General features: G+C 66.6%; 18 protein-coding genes, 1 tRNA gene and 2 pseudogenes. 9 read left to right on the top strand and 12 right to left on the bottom strand.

Annotation, left to right across the window (positions count from 1 at the left end; genetic code table 11):
• Positions 1-30: 30 nt before the first annotated feature.
• A complete protein-coding gene (locus E5206_RS07590; RefSeq protein WP_136321953.1) occupies positions 31-363 on the bottom strand; it encodes a hypothetical protein in 333 nt (110 codons plus the stop codon).
• A 34-nt stretch (positions 364-397) separates the two neighbouring features.
• Between E5206_RS07590 and istB the strand changes: the two are divergent.
• A pseudogene (gene istB / locus E5206_RS07585) lies at positions 398-1,109 on the top strand (IS21-like element helper ATPase IstB); the annotation flags it as partial.
• Between the two features lie 148 nt (positions 1,110-1,257).
• Here istB and E5206_RS07580 read toward each other — a convergent pair.
• Positions 1,258-2,967, bottom strand: a complete 1,710-nt coding sequence (locus E5206_RS07580) for an LssY C-terminal domain-containing protein (protein ID WP_136321952.1) — start codon at positions 2,965-2,967, stop codon at positions 1,258-1,260.
• Between the two features lie 119 nt (positions 2,968-3,086).
• Between E5206_RS07580 and E5206_RS07575 the strand changes: the two genes are divergently transcribed.
• From E5206_RS07575 to E5206_RS19555, 4 genes are all read left to right on the top strand, one after another.
• Positions 3,087-3,452, top strand: a complete 366-nt coding sequence (locus E5206_RS07575) for a metalloregulator ArsR/SmtB family transcription factor (RefSeq protein WP_136321951.1) — start codon at positions 3,087-3,089, stop codon at positions 3,450-3,452.
• Positions 3,449-4,582 (top strand): cation diffusion facilitator family transporter, encoded by a 1,134-nt coding sequence (locus E5206_RS07570; protein ID WP_136321950.1) that lies wholly within the window; start codon positions 3,449-3,451, stop codon positions 4,580-4,582. The genes E5206_RS07575 and E5206_RS07570 overlap by 4 nt, the downstream gene beginning before the upstream one ends.
• A gap of 22 nt (positions 4,583-4,604) precedes the next feature.
• The gene (locus E5206_RS07565; RefSeq protein WP_136321949.1) at positions 4,605-5,081 is read left to right on the top strand and encodes a peptidase; all 477 of its coding nucleotides are present in this window, start codon (positions 4,605-4,607) and stop codon (positions 5,079-5,081) included.
• A 78-nt stretch (positions 5,082-5,159) separates the two neighbouring features.
• A complete protein-coding gene (locus tag E5206_RS19555) occupies positions 5,160-5,300 on the top strand; it encodes a hypothetical protein (RefSeq protein ID WP_240690036.1) in 141 nt (46 codons plus the stop codon).
• A gap of 39 nt (positions 5,301-5,339) precedes the next feature.
• Here the strand turns inward: E5206_RS19555 and E5206_RS19550 are convergent, their stop codons facing one another.
• Both E5206_RS19550 and E5206_RS07555 read right to left on the bottom strand, forming a co-directional pair.
• Positions 5,340-5,831: a hypothetical protein gene (locus tag E5206_RS19550; RefSeq protein ID WP_240690215.1), complete on the bottom strand. Its 492-nt coding sequence runs from the start codon at positions 5,829-5,831 to the stop codon at positions 5,340-5,342.
• Between the two features lie 9 nt (positions 5,832-5,840).
• Positions 5,841-6,473 (bottom strand): annotated as a pseudogene (locus E5206_RS07555) (AMP-binding protein); the annotation flags it as partial.
• Between the two features lie 340 nt (positions 6,474-6,813).
• Here E5206_RS07555 and E5206_RS07550 point away from each other — a divergent pair.
• Positions 6,814-7,068, top strand: coding sequence for a hypothetical protein (locus tag E5206_RS07550; RefSeq protein ID WP_136321948.1), 255 nt, complete (start codon positions 6,814-6,816; stop codon positions 7,066-7,068).
• Positions 7,069-7,121: 53 nt separating this feature from the next.
• On the opposite strand, the gene E5206_RS07545 is transcribed toward E5206_RS07550, so the two are convergent.
• On the bottom strand, positions 7,122-7,619 hold the full coding sequence (locus E5206_RS07545) for a universal stress protein (protein WP_136321947.1): 498 nt from the start codon (positions 7,617-7,619) through the stop codon (positions 7,122-7,124).
• Between the two features lie 480 nt (positions 7,620-8,099).
• On the opposite strand from E5206_RS07545, the gene E5206_RS07540 reads away from it, so the two are divergent.
• Positions 8,100-8,579: a DUF805 domain-containing protein gene (locus tag E5206_RS07540; RefSeq protein WP_240690034.1), complete on the top strand. Its 480-nt coding sequence runs from the start codon at positions 8,100-8,102 to the stop codon at positions 8,577-8,579.
• A 420-nt stretch (positions 8,580-8,999) separates the two neighbouring features.
• On the opposite strand, the gene E5206_RS07535 is transcribed toward E5206_RS07540, so the two are convergent.
• The 7 genes from E5206_RS07535 to galU all read right to left on the bottom strand — a co-directional run bounded on the left by E5206_RS07535 (position 9,000) and on the right by galU (position 15,142).
• Positions 9,000-9,188 (bottom strand): hypothetical protein, encoded by a 189-nt coding sequence (locus tag E5206_RS07535; protein ID WP_136321945.1) that lies wholly within the window; start codon positions 9,186-9,188, stop codon positions 9,000-9,002.
• A gap of 409 nt (positions 9,189-9,597) precedes the next feature.
• Positions 9,598-11,118 (bottom strand): CYTH and CHAD domain-containing protein, encoded by a 1,521-nt coding sequence (locus E5206_RS07530; RefSeq protein WP_136321944.1) that lies wholly within the window; start codon positions 11,116-11,118, stop codon positions 9,598-9,600.
• Positions 11,119-11,426: 308 nt separating this feature from the next.
• Positions 11,427-11,499: transfer RNA gene (locus tag E5206_RS07525), tRNA-Ala, on the bottom strand.
• 46 nt (positions 11,500-11,545) lie between these two features.
• Entirely contained in the window at positions 11,546-12,346 is an 801-nt protein-coding gene (locus E5206_RS07520; protein ID WP_136321943.1) for an NAD(P)H-binding protein, read from the bottom strand.
• 108 nt (positions 12,347-12,454) lie between these two features.
• Complete coding sequence (locus E5206_RS07515; RefSeq protein WP_136324015.1) at positions 12,455-13,456, bottom strand: hypothetical protein; 1,002 nt, start codon at positions 13,454-13,456, stop codon at positions 12,455-12,457.
• Between the two features lie 142 nt (positions 13,457-13,598).
• On the bottom strand, positions 13,599-14,219 hold the full coding sequence (locus tag E5206_RS07510; RefSeq protein ID WP_136321942.1) for a GNAT family protein: 621 nt from the start codon (positions 14,217-14,219) through the stop codon (positions 13,599-13,601).
• Positions 14,220-14,224: 5 nt separating this feature from the next.
• Entirely contained in the window at positions 14,225-15,142 is a 918-nt protein-coding gene (gene galU / locus E5206_RS07505; RefSeq protein ID WP_136321941.1) for a UTP--glucose-1-phosphate uridylyltransferase GalU, read from the bottom strand.
• A gap of 98 nt (positions 15,143-15,240) precedes the next feature.
• Between galU and E5206_RS07500 the strand changes: the two genes are divergently transcribed.
• Together E5206_RS07500 and E5206_RS07495 are read left to right on the top strand one after the other, a co-directional pair.
• Positions 15,241-15,882 (top strand): 5-formyltetrahydrofolate cyclo-ligase, encoded by a 642-nt coding sequence (locus E5206_RS07500; protein ID WP_136321940.1) that lies wholly within the window; start codon positions 15,241-15,243, stop codon positions 15,880-15,882.
• Positions 15,883-16,002: 120 nt separating this feature from the next.
• Entirely contained in the window at positions 16,003-16,254 is a 252-nt protein-coding gene (locus E5206_RS07495; RefSeq protein WP_136321939.1) for an FmdB family zinc ribbon protein, read from the top strand.
• Positions 16,255-16,477 lie beyond the last annotated feature (223 nt).

The following is a 16,477-nucleotide window of genomic DNA, read 5'->3' as shown; positions in this document are numbered from 1 at the left end:
GGCACCGCGGAGTTCCGCGGGTGTGCGTACTTAGGGGGCGGCCAGGACTTCGATGAGTGCCAGGTCCCAGCGATCGGTGGTGGGTGCGGTGTCATTGATGGTGACGACGGTGCCGCTGGTGGCTGTCGGCCCGGTCTGGCGCTGCAGCCAATAGGTATCACCGGCCGGAGGGAGGTACTGGTCAACAAGGGTCTGCGCCAGCCCGACGGCCCGGGCCCGCGAAGCATCCCAGTCGGTTCCCACGCCCCAAACCCATGATCCGGCGCGGGTGGTGGTGAGGCTGGCGCCCGGGGCCCCTGACGCGGCACTGGCGCCGGCTGTGGCGCCGGCTGTGGCGCCAGTGGCGGTATCGGCAAGGAGCACGAGCGGAGGAGTTGTCGTATTCGACGGTGCGTGACTACGTGCGCCCACCGTCCGGGCGGTCCTGGACGAAGCCCTCACCGTCGCAGGGAAGGGACAACTGAGCTACCAGGGCTTCCTGGCCGAACTCCTCCTGGCAGAGTGCGACGACCGGGACCGGCGGTCCTCCGTCCGCAGGGTGAAGACCGCAGGTTTCCCACGGGATAAGTGGCTGGGCGATTTCGACTTCGACACGAACCCGAACATCAACGCGGCCCCTATCAACACTTTGGCCTCCGGTGAGTGGGTCCGGGAAGGCCAGCCTTTGTGCCTCATCGGAGACTCCGGGACCGGGAAATCCCACCTGCTCATCGGGCTCGCCACAGCGGCAGCAGAGAAGGGCTACCGCGTAAAATACACTCGCCACCAGACTGGTGAACGAACTCGTCGAGGCCGCCGACGAGAAAGTTCTGGCCAAAACCATCGCCCGCTACGGGCGGGTTGATCTGTTTTGCATCGATGAGCTGGGCTATATGGAACTGGACCGGCGCGGCCCCGAGCTCCTCTTCCAGGTCCTGACCGAGCGAGAGGAGAAAAACTCCGTCTCGATCGCGACCAACGAGTCCTTCTCAGGTTGGACGAAAACTTTCACCGATCCCGGACTATGCGCTGCAATCGTTGACCGGCTCACGTTCAACGGCGCCATCATCGAAACCGACACCGACTCCTACCGGCTGGCCCGGACCAAAGAGCAGCAGGCGGCGAGCTAAGACCGGTCCGCCATGACAAGGCTCTACTCGAAGTGCCGGAGTTGGAAACGGCGAATAAATAGGAGGCATCCCCCTGCCCATTCCTCATACTTCCCGGATCCCGACCCGGTCGTTTCCGCTCGGGTTCGACCGCGATTGATGCCCAGCACTACCCGTTGGAGCCGTCCGTGTTGGCAGCGGCTGTCAGGTTGATCACTGCTGCCTGGCCGTCGGTAAAGAATCCATCTCCGGTGGCGTTGTGGCCGAGTTGGGCGTCAACGACGTGCACGAATCGTGGGGTTGTGATGTTCAGCGATTGGAGAATGAAGCTCCGTTCGGCGTCGACGTTGGGGTCGATGTGGTGGGTGGGTAGTCCTGACTTGGTTCCGATCCCGATGCCCTTGTCGAAGCTGGCGGTGGCGACCCAGACGGGCTGTCCGTCGAGGGTGAAGGTGGTCTTCCAGAGCCGGGTGTGGTGCCGTTGCACGAGGGTGTTGGTGTCGGTGGGTTTTTCGAAGGCGACTGTCTCGGGCTCGGAGTTCAGGTATGACGGTGTGACGGGGGCTGTGAGGTACTGCTCGTTTCGCAGCGCTACGAGGATGGCCCGCAGGGTGTTCCCCGGGGTGGAGGGATCGGCCTTGAACCATCCGGCCCGGATGAAGTTCTCCTCAATGTGGGGCTGCTCGCCAAGGTAGATGAAGTTGATGGGTTCCATCCTGGCCCCGGTCAGTGTTTCGCTGTAGACGGGCAATTGCCGGATCCCGTCTGCGTTCAGCGAGGGAAGGATCCGTGACTGTGATTGAGGCTGGACTTCCGTCAGAGGGGTGACGGCCGCACCCACGGTCACGGCAAGGAGAGCGGCTGCGGCGGTTGCGATCAGAAGCGGGCGTTTAGCCGCACGGCCGACCGACACCCGCTTCACGAGGTGGAATCGTTCGGTGATCTCCACGGCGGTGATGAGCAGGGACAGGAAGAACAGGCCCAGAGCCAGGCCTCCCAGCACGTCGCTCGGATATTCGACGCCGAGGTATGTCCGGCTCAGACCAACGAGCATGATGCCTGTGACCACGACCAGCAGGATCAGAAGACGGAGTGCACCTGATTTGAGGACGCGAACCAGTACGTATGCCACGAGCCCTGCCACGACCGTTGCCGTCAGCGTAGATCCGCTGGGGAAACTGAAGCTGTTCCCCGTCAACAACCCCAGCGACCGGTCCGGACCGGGTCGCCGGATCAGCGCATTTGCCAGGGTCTGGCCGGCGACGCTGACCAGGAACGCCCCGGCAAAGAGAACCGGCAGCCAGCGTTGCTGCGACCGCCACGACGTAACGGTCAGGACGATCAGAAAGACCGTGAACGACGTCGGACCGGCAGCAAAGGTCAGGACGCTGAAGACAGCGTTCTGGTCGGGCGAGTGGATGTGTGGCACCAGATTGAGGATCCGCTCATCCAGCCCCGCAAACGACGTCCGCAGCACCACGGCACGGGTGATGTTTGCAAAAAGCAACATGCTGGTGGCCGCGGCGGCGATGCCGGCCGTCAGGATCAGTCCCTGTGGACGATCCCGGGAGAATCTTTGACCAACCCACCGGGTCAGGCGGGGATAACGCCGGCGCAGAGAAACGACATACAGATTGGTCAATACCCCCTGCCACGCTGAAATCAGGATTGAGAGGGTAATCTTCAGCGGCGTAAGGAGCACCATGACGAGGCTGAAAGCGAAGAAAATAAGCAGCAGCAGCTGCACACCCAAGGCCGTGGCAAAAATAAACGGGATGCCCACGACATCGAAAGTGTTCAGCGCGTAAGCATTCAGCACGGTCAGGACGATGACAGCCGCCAGTGCGGCTGCATAGCGCCTGGTGCGAATTTCAGTCATGCCGGGCCCTCGTTCCTTTGTCCGCTTTGCTCGTGCGAGGCGGAAGCTGCATGGGGTCAGCGTTCCGGCGTACCAGCCACGCTACACAAAGCCCCGGATTAGTATGAAAGAATCTACGTATGGATGCAGATAAGGCTATTTGCGGGCGCGAGCCCGACAGCCAGTTCGTGGAACTCGCGGTGGAAGTGTTTGCGATGCTCGCCGACGCCACACGGACACGCATTATCCTTGCTCTGCGTGATGGTGAGCTGCCTGTCAATCAGCTGGCCGATCTGGTCCATAAGTCTCCGGCCGCCGTTTCCCAGCATCTGGCCAAGATGCGTCTGGGCCGGCTGGTGACCACACGCCAGGAAGGCACCCGGGTGTACTACCGCCTCGAGAACGAGCATGCCCGCCAGCTCGTCTCAGACGCGATCTTCCAGGCCGAACACTCCCTCGGCGGCAATCCCCGCCACCACCACACGGAAAGCGCGGACAGCCATTGAGCACCCCCCACGACCACCATCACGGGCACGCAAGTGCGCAGGACCACGCAACCGGGCACGAGGTCCAGCACAATCACGATCATGACCACGGGCATGAACACGCGCATGACCACGACCACGGTCATTCCCATGAGCACCCCACGGGAATCAAGGGGTTCTTCTATGGGTTGTTCGTTCCGCATACCCATGATGCAGCGGACTCCATCGATGACGCGCTCGAGGCGAGTGCGCATGGGATTCGGGCCGTGAAAATCAGTCTGTTCATCCTGCTGGGAACGACCATTCTCCAGTTCATCGTGGTGCTTTTCAGTGGCTCGGTGGCGCTGCTTGCGGACACGATCCATAACTTCTCGGACGCCCTGACCGCGGTGCCGTTGTGGATCGCGTTCATTCTTTCCCGCCGGGTCGCCACACGTCGCTATACCTACGGCTTCGGCCGGGCCGAGGACCTCGCCGGGCTCTTCATCGTCGGTGTGGTGGCGCTTTCGGCCATTGTGGCGGCGTGGCAGTCCATCGACCGGCTCATCCACCCCCACCCCCTCACCAACCTGGGGTGGGTCGCCGTCGCGGGTCTGATCGGTTTTGCCGGCAACGAGGCCGTTGCCATCTACCGGATCCGCATCGGTCGGAAGATCGGCTCCGCGGCACTGGTCGCGGACGGGGTGCACGCCCGGATGGACGGGTTTACCTCCCTCGCGGTGGTCTTGGGCGTGCTCGGAGTGTGGGCCGGGTTCCCGCTGGCGGACCCGATCGTGGGCCTGCTGATTGCCGCCGCCATCCTGATCCTGCTGTGGGGAACCATCAAGAGCATCGGCCGGCGGCTGATGGACGGCATTGAGCCTGATCTCCTGGACCGTGCCGGCTCCGCCCTGTCCGGCACCCCCGGTGTCCTGAGCGTCTCCGCGCTTCAGCTGCGGTGGGTCGGCCACCGGCTCCAGGGCAATGCCACCATCGTAGTCGCTGACATGGCCCTCACGGCAGCGGAACAGATCGTGCTGGCCGCCGAGCACAGGCTCGGCCACGCCCTGCCGAATCTGGACACCATGTCCATCCGAACCACTCCCGCACCGGTCCCCTCCCTCGACAATGAGGCCGGGGCAGACCCGGACCTGCACCACCAGCGCAAATGATCAGCGGTCTCCGATGCAGAACATGACCGTAGCGGAAGCCCTTCGGGTCAGCATCCCGGGGCACGGCAGCTTTACCGTGACGGCGGACGCTGCCGCCATGATCGAGGTGTTCGGCGGGCGTCTCCACTGCTACCAGGGCAGCGGCGGGTGCCGGAAGCAGGGGCTGTACTTCTCACGGGCCGAACCGAAGAAGCCCCTGCGCTGCCGGGTCGAGCTCCCGGACACCGGCGAAACCGGCGCCCGCGCAGCGGAGAACCGCGGCGGACGGGACCGGCTTGGGGAAACAGAGATCATCCTCAGCGTCAGCCACGAACTGGCACCGAAACTGGGCGGTGCAGTTCTGGACTTCGGAAACCACAACAAGATGCAGCGTTTTGTCTGGCTGGCCATGCCGGCCGTCAAGGGACCGGCATGCACCTGCCGTCGATCCATGGGGCCCCCGGCAGGAAAACGTTCGCCATGCCTCGATGACCGTGGTATTGGCCTGAGCGACGTCTGACGCCACCCCGACCACGAGGCACCGGCGACCTCTCCCATCGCTGATCCGTGCTGGTCCCGGCGCTGCCGCGGATAGCGCATGACCCTATCGGTGCAGCAGGACGACCACGGCGCCGGCGAGGGCGCCGACGGCCGCGGCGGCGGCCCCGGAGACGAAGGCCTTGACCTGTTTGTTGTCCCGGTGGCGGTGACGGCCCCGGGGAATCCGGCGATGAGGTAGCCGATGAAGCCGGCGGTAATGACGACGGGGCCGGGGTGATCAGGCCCATCGCGACGGCGCCCAGGAACTGTCCCTGGGTGAGCCAGTGGTGCTGGGCGACGACGACGACGCGCAGCAGCGGAACGATGGCCAGGCCGGAGCCGAACACCAGGGCCCCGGTCTGCAGGAAGAACAGTCCCAGGGCCAGCAGGGTTCCGCCCGCCGCATCGGGCCCGCTGCGGGCCCGATGAGGGCCGGCAGGAGAAGAGCCGGTGACCAGGACTGCAGGGTCGGGCCGTCCTCTGCGTGCGGTGGTGGTTTGGGTTTGCGCTGCCCGGGCCGGAGCAGGGAGGGCGGGGCGTCGAGGACGAGCATCATGATTCCGGCGGCCAGGATCAGGGGCACCGGTTCGGACCCGGTCAGCGCGGTGACGGCGAAGACCGCGGCGCTGATCCCCCAGAGCCGCAAATCACGCCGGTCGGTGAGTTTGAGGAGTTTGTAGCCGGCGATGGTGATGATTGCCATGACCGCCGGGGCGATGCCGTAGAACATGGACTGGACCAGGGGCAGACCGAACCGGACCCGTCCCGTCCATCCGCGCGGCGCAGGCCACCACGGTGGCTTCGGTGGGGCCGTAGGTGTTCCAGACCTCGCGTTCGTCCACGGCGAGCCGGGCGGCGAGTTCCGGCGGGCAGGCCTCGCCGTCGAAGATCAGCAGCCGGACCGCCTCGAGAGACTCGGCCGGCCAGAGCCCGGCGAGGGTGGGAACCGTGGAAACGACCGTGATGCCGTTGCTGATCAGCCACGGACCCAGATCCATTCCGGTCCGGACCAGGGACCGAGGGGCCCACCGGCTCCCCCGGCAGGAACAGGCGCGCTTCGGCATCCACGAATGCAGCGGCGGCCCGGTGCGTGACCGCCACACCCTTCGGGGTGCCGGTGGATCCGGAGGTGAAGATCACCCACGCGTCGTCCTCCGGTGTTGCCCGCCGCGGCGCCGATCCCGGCCTGATGCAAACGCCGGCCGTAGGCCTTCACCTCACGGAGCAGCTCCGCATAACTGAGCGAGGTCCGTCCGTCGTCCAGGGCAGAGGAGTCAGGGAACCGTTCGGGGGATTCCAGGAGAACCCGGATCAGGGTCCGCGGGGGTGCAGCGTAGGCAGCGCGGGCCAGCTGCGGGCGGTGGGCTGTCACTATCCCTGTTTGGCCGACAACCGGCCCGGACGGGACGGTTCACCGCTAATCGTCACCGCCCTCCCCGGATGTTACGGCCGGCGCGGTCGCGCCGACACAGCAGACTTTTTCGGCGTTCATCTTGCGCCCGGGCCCCCGATCATCCAGACTGGCTACAGATCCGCAGGAACAAATGCTTCCGCCGATCCAGCCCGCCGGACACGGCCGGCCACCGCCCCATCAGAGAATGCCGGGCAACCCCCCTCGCGAACTACCGTCTTCTGCCTCCCCGGGTGCGCCCGGCCCCGGAAGCCGGTGCCTGTCGGGAGTCCCGGCATATCCCGCCGAGAAAGAGACCACGATGATCAAGCGCCATTCGGACGTTGTCCTGGAAATCACCGCCCACGACCCTGACACCATCGAAAACGACCTGAACACCGCCGTGGGAATCGCCCGTGAAAACGCCATGAAGGAACGCCGCCACGGCATCCTGGTCACCCAGCACGGCTACACCAGCTACACCGTCGCCGTCAGCCGCGACGTCCCCTACGGACAGACACACGAACGGCGCGAACACCCGGCCAACCCGCAGACGGAGACCGGTCGCGGCAGCTGAGGCGCGCCGGACCCGCCCTCCCGTGCCCGGGCTCCGGTCGGACATTCCCGCCATCAGTGTCCCGGCACGACTAGGACCGGTCTGGTCTGGGTACGGGTCAGTGCTGCAGAAACCGACCGCTCAAGAAACCGGTCTATCCGGGCAAGTACGCCGGGCCGCTGCCCGCCCACGATCAGCAAGGACGCCCCGGTGCTCTCCGCCAGTCGGCCGAGGGCCAGGGCAACGTCACCGTTGAGCGCGCGGAAAGTCCACTCCGCGCCTGGCGGCCCGAGGAAGGCTTCCAGCCGCTGCAACACCTGACCTGGAGGAAAGGGCGCCTCTTCGTTCGGGGCCGGATCCAGGGAGGCAGCAGTCCGCGACCTTGCGGGCTCCCACTCGGTCAGGTAGCCGGCCGGATCCACGAACGCACAGATCAGATGCAGCCCCAGACCCGTAGCGAGAACGACGGCCGTTCGGACCAGGTGCTCCGATATATCCCAGCCGGCGCCCAGCACAACCGGCCCGTCCGGCCAGCTCCCGGCGGGAGATTCAGGAAAGTCCGGATGGTCCATCGACTGCCCCTTGCTGCGGCGGCACGGCTGCCTGAACGGCATCCATAGCCATCAGGATAGCCACCGCCCCCATCTGCGCAGACATGGGAGGGCCATGTTCTTCCCCTAAGCCTCCGGCGCCGGGCACTTCCTAGTCGAGCCCGGAGTAGAGGACCGGACGTCGCGAGGACAATTCAGTCAGCTCTGCGAGTTCGGCCAACCGGCGGGCACGGCCGGACTCGGCAGCGGCCCACCGGCGAAGGACGATTCCCCGCGATCTCGTTGTAACGGACCTGCAGTGACGCGGCGGTACGAACCACCAGCCGCATGCCTTCTTCTTTGTACCCGACGGGGTCCGGTGTTTCCGCAGGTCATTCCATGAGCAGCGCTCCCGGGGGACACGTTCCGACACAGCGTCGGGAATTCACGCCGCCGACACCTGATCGGCCATCCGGGAATTCTACGATGAGGCGTCATCACCCATCCATGAAGGAGTTCCGTTTGTCTTTCCAGCAGCAGACCATCCCCGCCGGTACCGGCGCCGTCCCGTTGTGGGCCCCGTACTACGGCGCACCGATCGGTGAGGCCGCGAAGCGGTTCTTCCAGAAATACGCCACGTTCACGGGCCGCGCCAGCCGCAGCGAATACTGGTGGTGGATGCTCATCTCCATCGTCGTATCCATCGTGCTGAACATCATCATGTCAGTGGCCGGCGCCGCGGGCGCGACCGTGGATGCCCTCGGAAACACCGTTCCGGGCCCTGGCGCCGTTGTCGGCATCATCCTCATGGTCATCTGGGGACTGGCGGTCATCGTCCCGTCCCTGGCGCTGACCGTCCGCCGCCTGCACGATGTGAACTTCAGCGGCTGGATGATCCTCATCGGGCTCGTTCCCGTCGTCGGCGCCCTGGCCGTCCTCATCTTCACTCTGCTTCCGTCCAGGCCGGAAGGCCAGCGGTTCGACGCCCCCACAGCCGCGTAGGCTGACGCGTACGTCCAGACGCTGACAAGAAGGCCGCCGGCATTACGCCGGCGGCCTTCTGCCTTCCTCCGCGGATTCGGTCCCACACCTGACTGGCCGGTCCTGTCCGTCAGGCAGGAAGTCCGGAGAACGACGGCGCCCGTCACGGCCACCGTGGCTGCAGCGCTAGTCCGCGACGGAGCGGAGGATCCAGGCGGTCCGCCCGGGTACGTTGTATTCGCTGCCTGCCAGGATCCGTGCCGGCACCGGCCCTTCCCAGCCCCGAGGGCGGCCTGGCCTCGGGCATCCGGGAGCGCTTCCACGCCGCAAACGGTACCTGACAAAGGTGAACTGCAGGGGTCCACTCCCCAGCAAGGGCCCGGCCGGCGGGGCGTGGGCGGGGCAGGGCAGCACGGGTTTGTCGGAGCCGTGACGGGGGCGTCAGTCGAGGATTTCGACGCGTTTCTTGACAGCGCTGAGGGTGACCATGATCCTGGTACCGCGTTCCTCCGGCTCGGGCCCCAGCAGGTTCACGGCGTTCCGGGCGAGCAGCTCTTCGCCGTCGAGGGGATCCGCCGGCGCGTCCGGCTGGTCCTCCGCGGAGACCAGCCGCGCCAAGGTCCGGGCCACGGTGTCGACGCTGGGCAGTACCCTCGATTCGGTGCGTCCCAGCGAGGACAGTCCGTGCTTGGCCAGCCCGGTCTGGAGCTCACGGATGTCATGGCGGCGCAGCTCCGTGTAATGGATGAGGTTCCGGGCGCTTTCCCGGTGGCGGGGAAGCCCGGCCGCGATCTGTCACTGTGCCGTGTTTCGGCGTGCCGGAGCGTTCGCCGCAGCCGGTCCACTCCCTCCAGCAAGGCCCGCAGATCCTGGATCTCGGCGTCCGTCACGTGTGTCCTTTCCCGCCCTGGCTTCGGGCACGGTGCGCGCGGAGCGGACCCCGGTGTCACGGCCGGCTGCCGGGCACCGGTTCCCTCCCCCGGGCGAGGCTACCTGTCCGGGATGTCTGCCAGGTGAACGCGGGCCGGGCAGTCAGCGACTATTTCCAGTGAAGGGGCCTGGGCGGCGAATTACGCCAGGCCCGGGAGAACCGGGTGCGGGCGTCGGCGCCACGTTGCTGCTCCAGGGCGTGGAGACGGCCGTACGTGAATCCGTCTTCCCGGCCGCCGTCCGGGGATTCGGTGGCGAGTGAGCGAAGCTTCTCCCTGATGATCACGCTGTCCTGATGCTCGCCCAGGACGGTCTGGATTTCTTCCGCGGCGCGGGCAAGCCTCGAGGCCTGTTTCCCGAAAACCGGGACGGCGGCTTCTGCCGCGTAGCGGAGCCGTTTTGCGCTCTTCCGCACCTCATGCAGCACCGCATCGACAGACGCTTCTTCCGCGTCGTCCACGCCCCCCACCGCTCTTTGCAGGCGCCGCCGTTCTGCGTTGACGAGCCGGCCCACCGCCCCCTCGGCCTTCTTTCGCGCCGGTCCGGCCAAGGGAGGGGCCGCGAGGAAAGCATCCAACGCATCAAGAAGCCGGAAATACCGGTCGCTTCCCAGCGCAGCCAGGCCGTCGGCGAGGGCAGCCTCATAGGCGGCCCCGAGCTGGTCATCGATGTGTTGTTGCACGGGGCCAATGATCAGATCCGGGGGCTCGGCGCCGATCATCTCGTTCAAGTGGGCCCGCATGACCTCCGTATCCCGTGCCGCCCCCACCGCCCCGGCAAGCCATTGAAGTTCTTCCCGCAGAAGCTGCGCGGTCCCCTTGTCCGTCAACCTGCGGAAGCTTGCCAGCACGGACCGCATCCGGCGTGCGGCGACCCGGAGCTGGTGGACCGCGTCCGGGGCCCCTTCCCGGACCCCAGGGTCGTGCGCCTTGAGGGCCTCGACCTGGGCATGCATATACGAGACAAGCACCGTCGAGGCGTGGCCCTTGCTCCGCGGACGAGGTACGGGAGGGACCTCAGCCGGATACCGGGAGCCAAGGGCGCGTGCCAGTTTGGAAGGCAGCTCCGCCGGCCGGTGGCCCATCAGGGCGAACACCGTATCGGCGGCGTCCAGTACCTCCCGGTTCCCGTCGACCAGTTCGACTTCCCATTCCCGCCAGGTGGCACGTTCGGACGGTTCCAGGAGGATCCGCGATTCCACCCGGTCATCGCTGAATTCAGCCAGGACCGTTCCGTCGGCTCCGAACAGGGGAATCGCCGTCCGGTGGGTCTTCAAGTGGGCGACTGCCACAAGTTCCTGGTTCCGGGTATGGGTCATTACTAGGCCCTTCAACCGTGCAGGCACAGTATCCGGGTCCTCGTTCAACGGCTCCGTGATTTCGCGCCGTTCCCCCGCGGCCACCGGCAGCTTCAGATGCCATCCGGCATCCTTACCGCCGGTACGCCGGCGCAACGTGATCCCGCGGCCCGCAAGCGTCAACCCCGCCGTGTCGAAGTACACGGCATCAAGTTTCTGGTCTACGGCTGTCCCGACGCTGTCCACCCCTGTGATCGACGTGAAAGCCGGCAACTCATCGGACCCGCCAACGTCGAATTTTCGCTCCACTTCCAACTTCTCAGTCCCGGGCATGCCTCATGATAAGCCCGGACAGCTGTCCTGGGTGCGTGCCTAAAGACCCTCGGCCGGTGTCGGCCCAACGCCAGGCATTGGCTGATATAGGAGCCGTCCTCGCGCGGACAGCCTTGCGCCTCGGCGTCCAGCCGTTTGTCCTTGGAGGGCTGCACGCAACTGCAGATCGATCATGAGCCTCGAAGGGCCGCGTTAGCGTGGGCGAACGAGTACATTCCGAGCTACCAGCACAACGCCACTTCAGGGTCCAAAGTGTTATGAAAGTGTTTATTGGGAGGCACTTGTGCCCCCAAAACCCCTGAAAACAGTGGAGCTAAGGAGATTCGAACTCCTGACCTCTTCGATGCGAACGAAGCGCTCTACCAACTGAGCTATAGCCCCGAAGCAACGCCGGTCCCGGAGGAACGGCGTTGCCGGTCTCCCTAGGCTACAAACTATCGGCGCTCTTTGCCAGCCAGCCACGGAAAGTTTCAGTTCCGCGGCGTTCTTCAGGTATCAGATTCAGCCCGTCACGCAGGTATCGGCCCATCGCGCCGGGCAACGGCAGCCGCACGAGGCGCCCCCGCGACCCGCTCGCCCGCTTCCAGGCCAGGGCCAACTCCCCCATCTCGGCGATCTCCGGCCCGCCGATGGTACGGACGCGGTGCCGCGCCCCGGACGGGGCCGCCAAGGCTGTTTCCAGCAGGGCCGCGGCCACGTCCGAAGGCGAGACGGGCTGGAACCGTGCGCCCTTCACCACGGGGATGATCCCAAACCGCGACCCGGCCGCGAAGATGTCTGCCAGCAGGGAGTGGAACTGCGTGGCGCGGACGGCAATCGTTTCAAGGCCGCACCGCTCGTAGCCCTGTTCCTTGGCGGCCTTCGTCCTGTAGTAGCCGAAGCTGCTCCGGTCGCAGTTGATGATGGACAGCAGCACCGCTTTCGTCACCCCGGCGTCCTGGGCGGCGCGGAGAAGCCGGGCACCGCCGTCGGCGAAGTCCTTCCGCGCCTTCCCCGACCGCCCCTCAAGGCAGTCGATCACGACGGCGGCGCCAGCCAGCGCCGCCGCCAACCCCTCTCCGGTGGTGACGTCGCCACGGAAGTACTCCGCGCCGCCGTGGTGCCCGGCCGCCCCGCCCGGGGGCGGATTGCGGCTGAGGACGGCAACCCCGTGCCCGCCGGCTACCGCCCGGCGCACCACCTCACGCCCCACCTGGCCGGTTCCGCCGGCAACACAGATTCGCGTCATGGGCCGAGGCTACCGGTCCGTTGCCGTTGGAGACAGGGCTGCCGCCGGACAACAAAAAGCCCCGGGCTGCCATTGCTGGCTTCCCGGGGCCGGGACCTGGTGAGGATGTCAGGCGCGGCGGCGCTGGAGGACATCGTCCAGATTGCTCAAGGCGCTCTGGGCTTTGCCCGGCTTCGCGTCGGAAACTGCCGCGGGGGCCTCGGACGCGGGTGTCCGGCTCCCGCCCTGCACGAGGCCCTGCTTGAGCGAGGGCTTGCCGACGGCTTTGGGTGCTGCCGGAAGATCGAGCGGCCCGGGCGCGGCACGCTCCGCCTTGGCTGCTTCAACGTAGGTGGGCTTCGGGATCTCCACCGGCTCCCAGCTCGACCCTTCCGGGCTCAGGCGTACGGAGGTGTCCCCGGACGCCGCGGCTTCGGCCATGGCGGCCTGCCTCAGTTCCTGGGCTGTCAGCGCCTTCGGGGCGGCTTTGGGGGCACCGGGCCCCGACTGGGCGTCGAAGAGCAGGCTCTCGGGCCGGCTCACCGGCTCACGGGTGTCCCGGGAACGGACCCCGGCGCCGGGCTCCTGGGCAGGCTGGGCCTGGGCAGAGCGCAGCTGGGCAGACTGTGCCGACGCGCTTCGCGGCGTCGGGGCACTCATCGCCGCACGGAACGCCACATTCACTTTGCGTCGACGGTCCCGCACGGCCAGCCGGCGGAGCAGCACGACGGCGCCAGCCGCGCCCAGGAGCGTCACGACCGGCAGCCAGGCGGTGCCAAGTCCAAAGATCCGAAGCGCGGCGGAGACGACCCCGGCGAGCAGGGACAGCACGCCGGCCAGTGCGAGCGCGAGGCGCCCGTAGCGGATCCGGAACGCCGGGCCGGTTGCCGCCGGCTTCCGGGCCGCATCGGCGTCGGCCGCGCGCTTGACGGGTCCGGTACGCTGCGTGCTGGTCATGGGATCCTCCTGCTGGGCCATCATCATGATCTTCCCGGCTTGGGGGTCTGCGGGTTCTAAATCTATGACCTCCGCCAGGAAATCGCCCGCAGGCTGCAGTTGGTGGCGTCCGTTCCGGAGAACGTAGGGCGCCACCCACACAATCCAGAGCGCAACAGCAATGACAAGGATCACAGAGCTGCTAAGAGGGAAGTCCACAATCAAAACCGTATGAGCAACTCGGGGAACGGCCCCGCATTGTCCCCGGTGTGTCGCGTGGCAAGTGACAAATGCCTCGACTTATGTCAAAACACCCGGCGTGGACGTCATCCGCTGATCAGGCCGGACGGCTTCGCAGCCACCGTGCGAGGAGCCCCTCAGGGACTTCCTCCGAGGTCAGCGCAAAGCTGCGGTGATCGGCCCATTCACCGTTGATGTGCAGGAACCGCGGCCGGCATCCCTCATCGCGGAAGCCGAGTTTCTCCACGACGCGCAGGCTGGGTCCGTTTTCCGGCCTGATATTGATTTCCATCCTGTGCAGGCCCAGGGTCCCGAAACAGTAGTCCGTTGCCAGCGCCACCGCCGTGGGGGCAATACCGCGGCCGGCGCGGTCCCTGTCCACCCAGTAGCCGAGGGTCGCCATCATCGCCGAACCCCACACGATGGATGAGACCGTCAACTGGCCGACGATCACGGGCTCCTGGAAACCCGGCGTGCGGGCGGTGATGACGAAGGGCAGGGCCGTGGCCTGGGCGGCCTGGACTTTGAGCGAGCGCACCATCTGGCGATAGTCGGGCAGCCCGCCGCCGGGCGCGGGGTTCGATGCTTCCCAGGGGGCCAGCCATTCCCGGTTGCGCGAGCGGAGCGCCGTCCACTCCTTGCGGTCCCGGTACCGGATCGGGCGCAGCACGATGTCGCCGCTCTCCAACGTCACCGGCCATTTGAAGTCGCCCCCCATGGGAGTTACTTGGTCAGGCTGGGAGTGAGGCTGGCGGCGAAGCCCGGCAGCCAGTCACGCAGGCCGGGACCCAGGTCATCGCTGTCGCAGGCAAGCTGGACGCAGGCCTTAAGGTAGCTAAGCTTGTCCCCGGTGTCGTAGCGGCGGCCGCGGAACACCACCCCGTACACGCCGTAGCCTTCGCCTTCGCCCGCCGCCAGTTCCTGGAGCGCGTCCGTGAGCTGGATTTCTCCACCGCGGCCGGGTTCGGTGTGTTCCAGCACGTCAAAGACGGCCGGGTGCAGGACATAACGGCCGATCACGGCGAGGTTTGATGGGGCGTCCTCGACGTCGGGCTTCTCCACGAGGTGATTGATGCGGACATAGTCTTCGCCCGGGATGGCGGCCACGTCGGCGCAGCCGTAGGCGCTGATCTGGGACGGCTCAACCTCGATCAGGGCGACCACCGATCCGCCGGTCTTCGCCTGGACCTCGATCATGGTGCTGAGCAGTTCATCGCGGGCGTCGATCAGGTCATCGCCGAGGAGGACTGCAAACGGTTCGTAACCCACATGCTGCTTCGCCCGCAGGACGGCGTGGCCAAGGCCCATGGGATCGCCCTGGCGCACGTAGTGGATGTCGCCGAGGTTGCTGGCGGCCTGGATGGACTCCAGTTTGGCCGTGTCGCCCTTGGCTTCCAGCGAGGCTTCGAGGGACGGGACGCGGTCGAAGTGGTCCTCCAGCGCACGCTTGTTCCGGCCGGTGATCATCAGGATGTCATGCAGGCCGACATGCACGGCCTCCTCGACGACATACTGGATCGCCGGCTTGTCGACGACCGGGAGCATTTCCTTCGGCATCGCCTTGGTGGCGGGGAGGAACCTGGTACCAAGACCCGCGGCGGGGATGACGGCCTTGCGGACGGAAGCGTTGGGTGTAGTCACTCGACTAATCTAACGGAGGTACCAATCATTCGGTAATCATTCCGGCAGCCTTGGGAAGGACCCTTCCCAGCGTGTAACAGACGGAGGGGCAGGGCATTATGGCGTCAAAGGAAGACATCCGGTCCAGTCACAGGCTCCGGCGTGCCGCGCTGTCCCCGGCGGCCAAGGAATCCGCCGCGGCGGGCATCGCCCGTCACGGGCTGGACTGGGCAGCCGGACTCACCGGCGGCCGGCCGGGAACGTTTGCCGCATACCTCGGCGTGGGTTCCGAACCGCCGACCCTTCCCCTGCTCGCCGCCCTGCACCACGCCGGACACCGGGTCCTGCTGCCCGTCTGCGAGCCGGAACTCGAGCTGAGCTGGGTGTACTGGACGCCGGAGTCCGGCTTTGCCCGCAGCCGCTACGCCCCGATCCAGGAACCCGTCGGCGAGCGGTACGGGACTGCGGCGGTGCACGACGCCGCCGGCATCTTCCTGCCGGCGACCGCCGTCGACCGCTCCGGCAACAGGATCGGGCAGGGCGGCGGCTACTACGACAAATTCCTGGCCGCCCTGGAGGCGGACCGCGTCATGCGCGCGCGGCCGCACGACGCCGTCCCGGTGCCGACCGCCGCCGTCGTCTACGACACGGAGGTGCTGCCCGCGGGCAGCATTCCCGCCGAGTCGTTCGACCGGAAAGTTTCCGCGGCGCTGACGCCCGGTGGGCTGCTCCGGCTTGGTGGGGCTCCGTGGCCGGGGTGATAGAATTAGCACTCAGGCCCTGCGACTGCTAAGTCACGGATCTACGTTTCGGATTCCCGGGACGGAAATCCTGACTGGACAGCACGGGACCTGCTCGTTTGTCCCAGAGGAGGATTTCCAGTGCCCACGTATGCCTACGCCTGCAAGGACTGCAGCCACGACTTCGAGATCGTGCAGTCGTTCACCGACAACTCCCTGACGACCTGCCCCGAATGCCACGGCACCCTGCGCAAGAAGTTCAACAGCGTCGGCGTGGTGTTCAAGGGCTCCGGGTTCTACCGGACCGATTCCCGTGACGCCAAGGGCAGCACCGTGTCGGCAGCCGCAGCTCCCGCCCCCGCGGCGGCGCCTGCTCCCGCTGCCGCCAGCTAGTTCCCTGGCTTCGGGCGGCCAGCCACGGCTGTTGCCACCGATCGCGCTTTCCTTTTCCACATAGTGGCTCCGGCGGCTGCGGCTGCCCCCGGGGGGATGCGTAGCGTGGCGGCATGGCCACTCTCCCGTTCCCCGTTCCATGCCGTAGCGGCTACCGTGCCGGCCTCCCTGGCCCGGTCTTCCGCACTTTTTCCGGCGGTCAACGTCCAGCCCCGCCCTGGCC

The organism is Arthrobacter sp. PAMC25564, from assembly GCF_004798705.1.
In the GTDB taxonomy this organism is placed as follows: Bacteria; Actinomycetota; Actinomycetes; order Actinomycetales; family Micrococcaceae; genus Arthrobacter.
Note: the sequence above shows the minus strand (reverse complement) of the source record. Positions and strands in the feature narration are given on the sequence as shown.

Bases quoted from the DNA above. Each gene is read 5' to 3' on its own strand.
- E5206_RS19550 (WP_240690215.1), bottom strand. From the start codon at position 5,831: ATGTTCTACGGCATCGCCCCGGCGGTCATGGCAATCATCACCATCGCC.
- E5206_RS07550 (WP_136321948.1), top strand. From the start codon at position 6,814: ATGATCAAGCGCCATTCGGACGTTGTCCTGGAAATCACCGCCCACGAC.
- E5206_RS07565 (WP_136321949.1), top strand. From the start codon at position 4,605: ATGACCGTAGCGGAAGCCCTTCGGGTCAGCATCCCGGGGCACGGCAGC.
- E5206_RS07580 (WP_136321952.1), bottom strand. From the start codon at position 2,967: ATGACTGAAATTCGCACCAGGCGCTATGCAGCCGCACTGGCGGCTGTC.
- E5206_RS19555 (WP_240690036.1), top strand. From the start codon at position 5,160: ATGACCCTATCGGTGCAGCAGGACGACCACGGCGCCGGCGAGGGCGCC.
- E5206_RS07530 (WP_136321944.1), bottom strand. From the start codon at position 11,118: ATGCCCGGGACTGAGAAGTTGGAAGTGGAGCGAAAATTCGACGTTGGC.
- E5206_RS07510 (WP_136321942.1), bottom strand. From the start codon at position 14,219: ATGGGGGGCGACTTCAAATGGCCGGTGACGTTGGAGAGCGGCGACATC.
- E5206_RS07575 (WP_136321951.1), top strand. From the start codon at position 3,087: ATGGATGCAGATAAGGCTATTTGCGGGCGCGAGCCCGACAGCCAGTTC.
- E5206_RS07545 (WP_136321947.1), bottom strand. From the start codon at position 7,619: ATGGACCATCCGGACTTTCCTGAATCTCCCGCCGGGAGCTGGCCGGAC.
- E5206_RS07500 (WP_136321940.1), top strand. From the start codon at position 15,241: ATGGCGTCAAAGGAAGACATCCGGTCCAGTCACAGGCTCCGGCGTGCC.
- E5206_RS07520 (WP_136321943.1), bottom strand. From the start codon at position 12,346: ATGACGCGAATCTGTGTTGCCGGCGGAACCGGCCAGGTGGGGCGTGAG.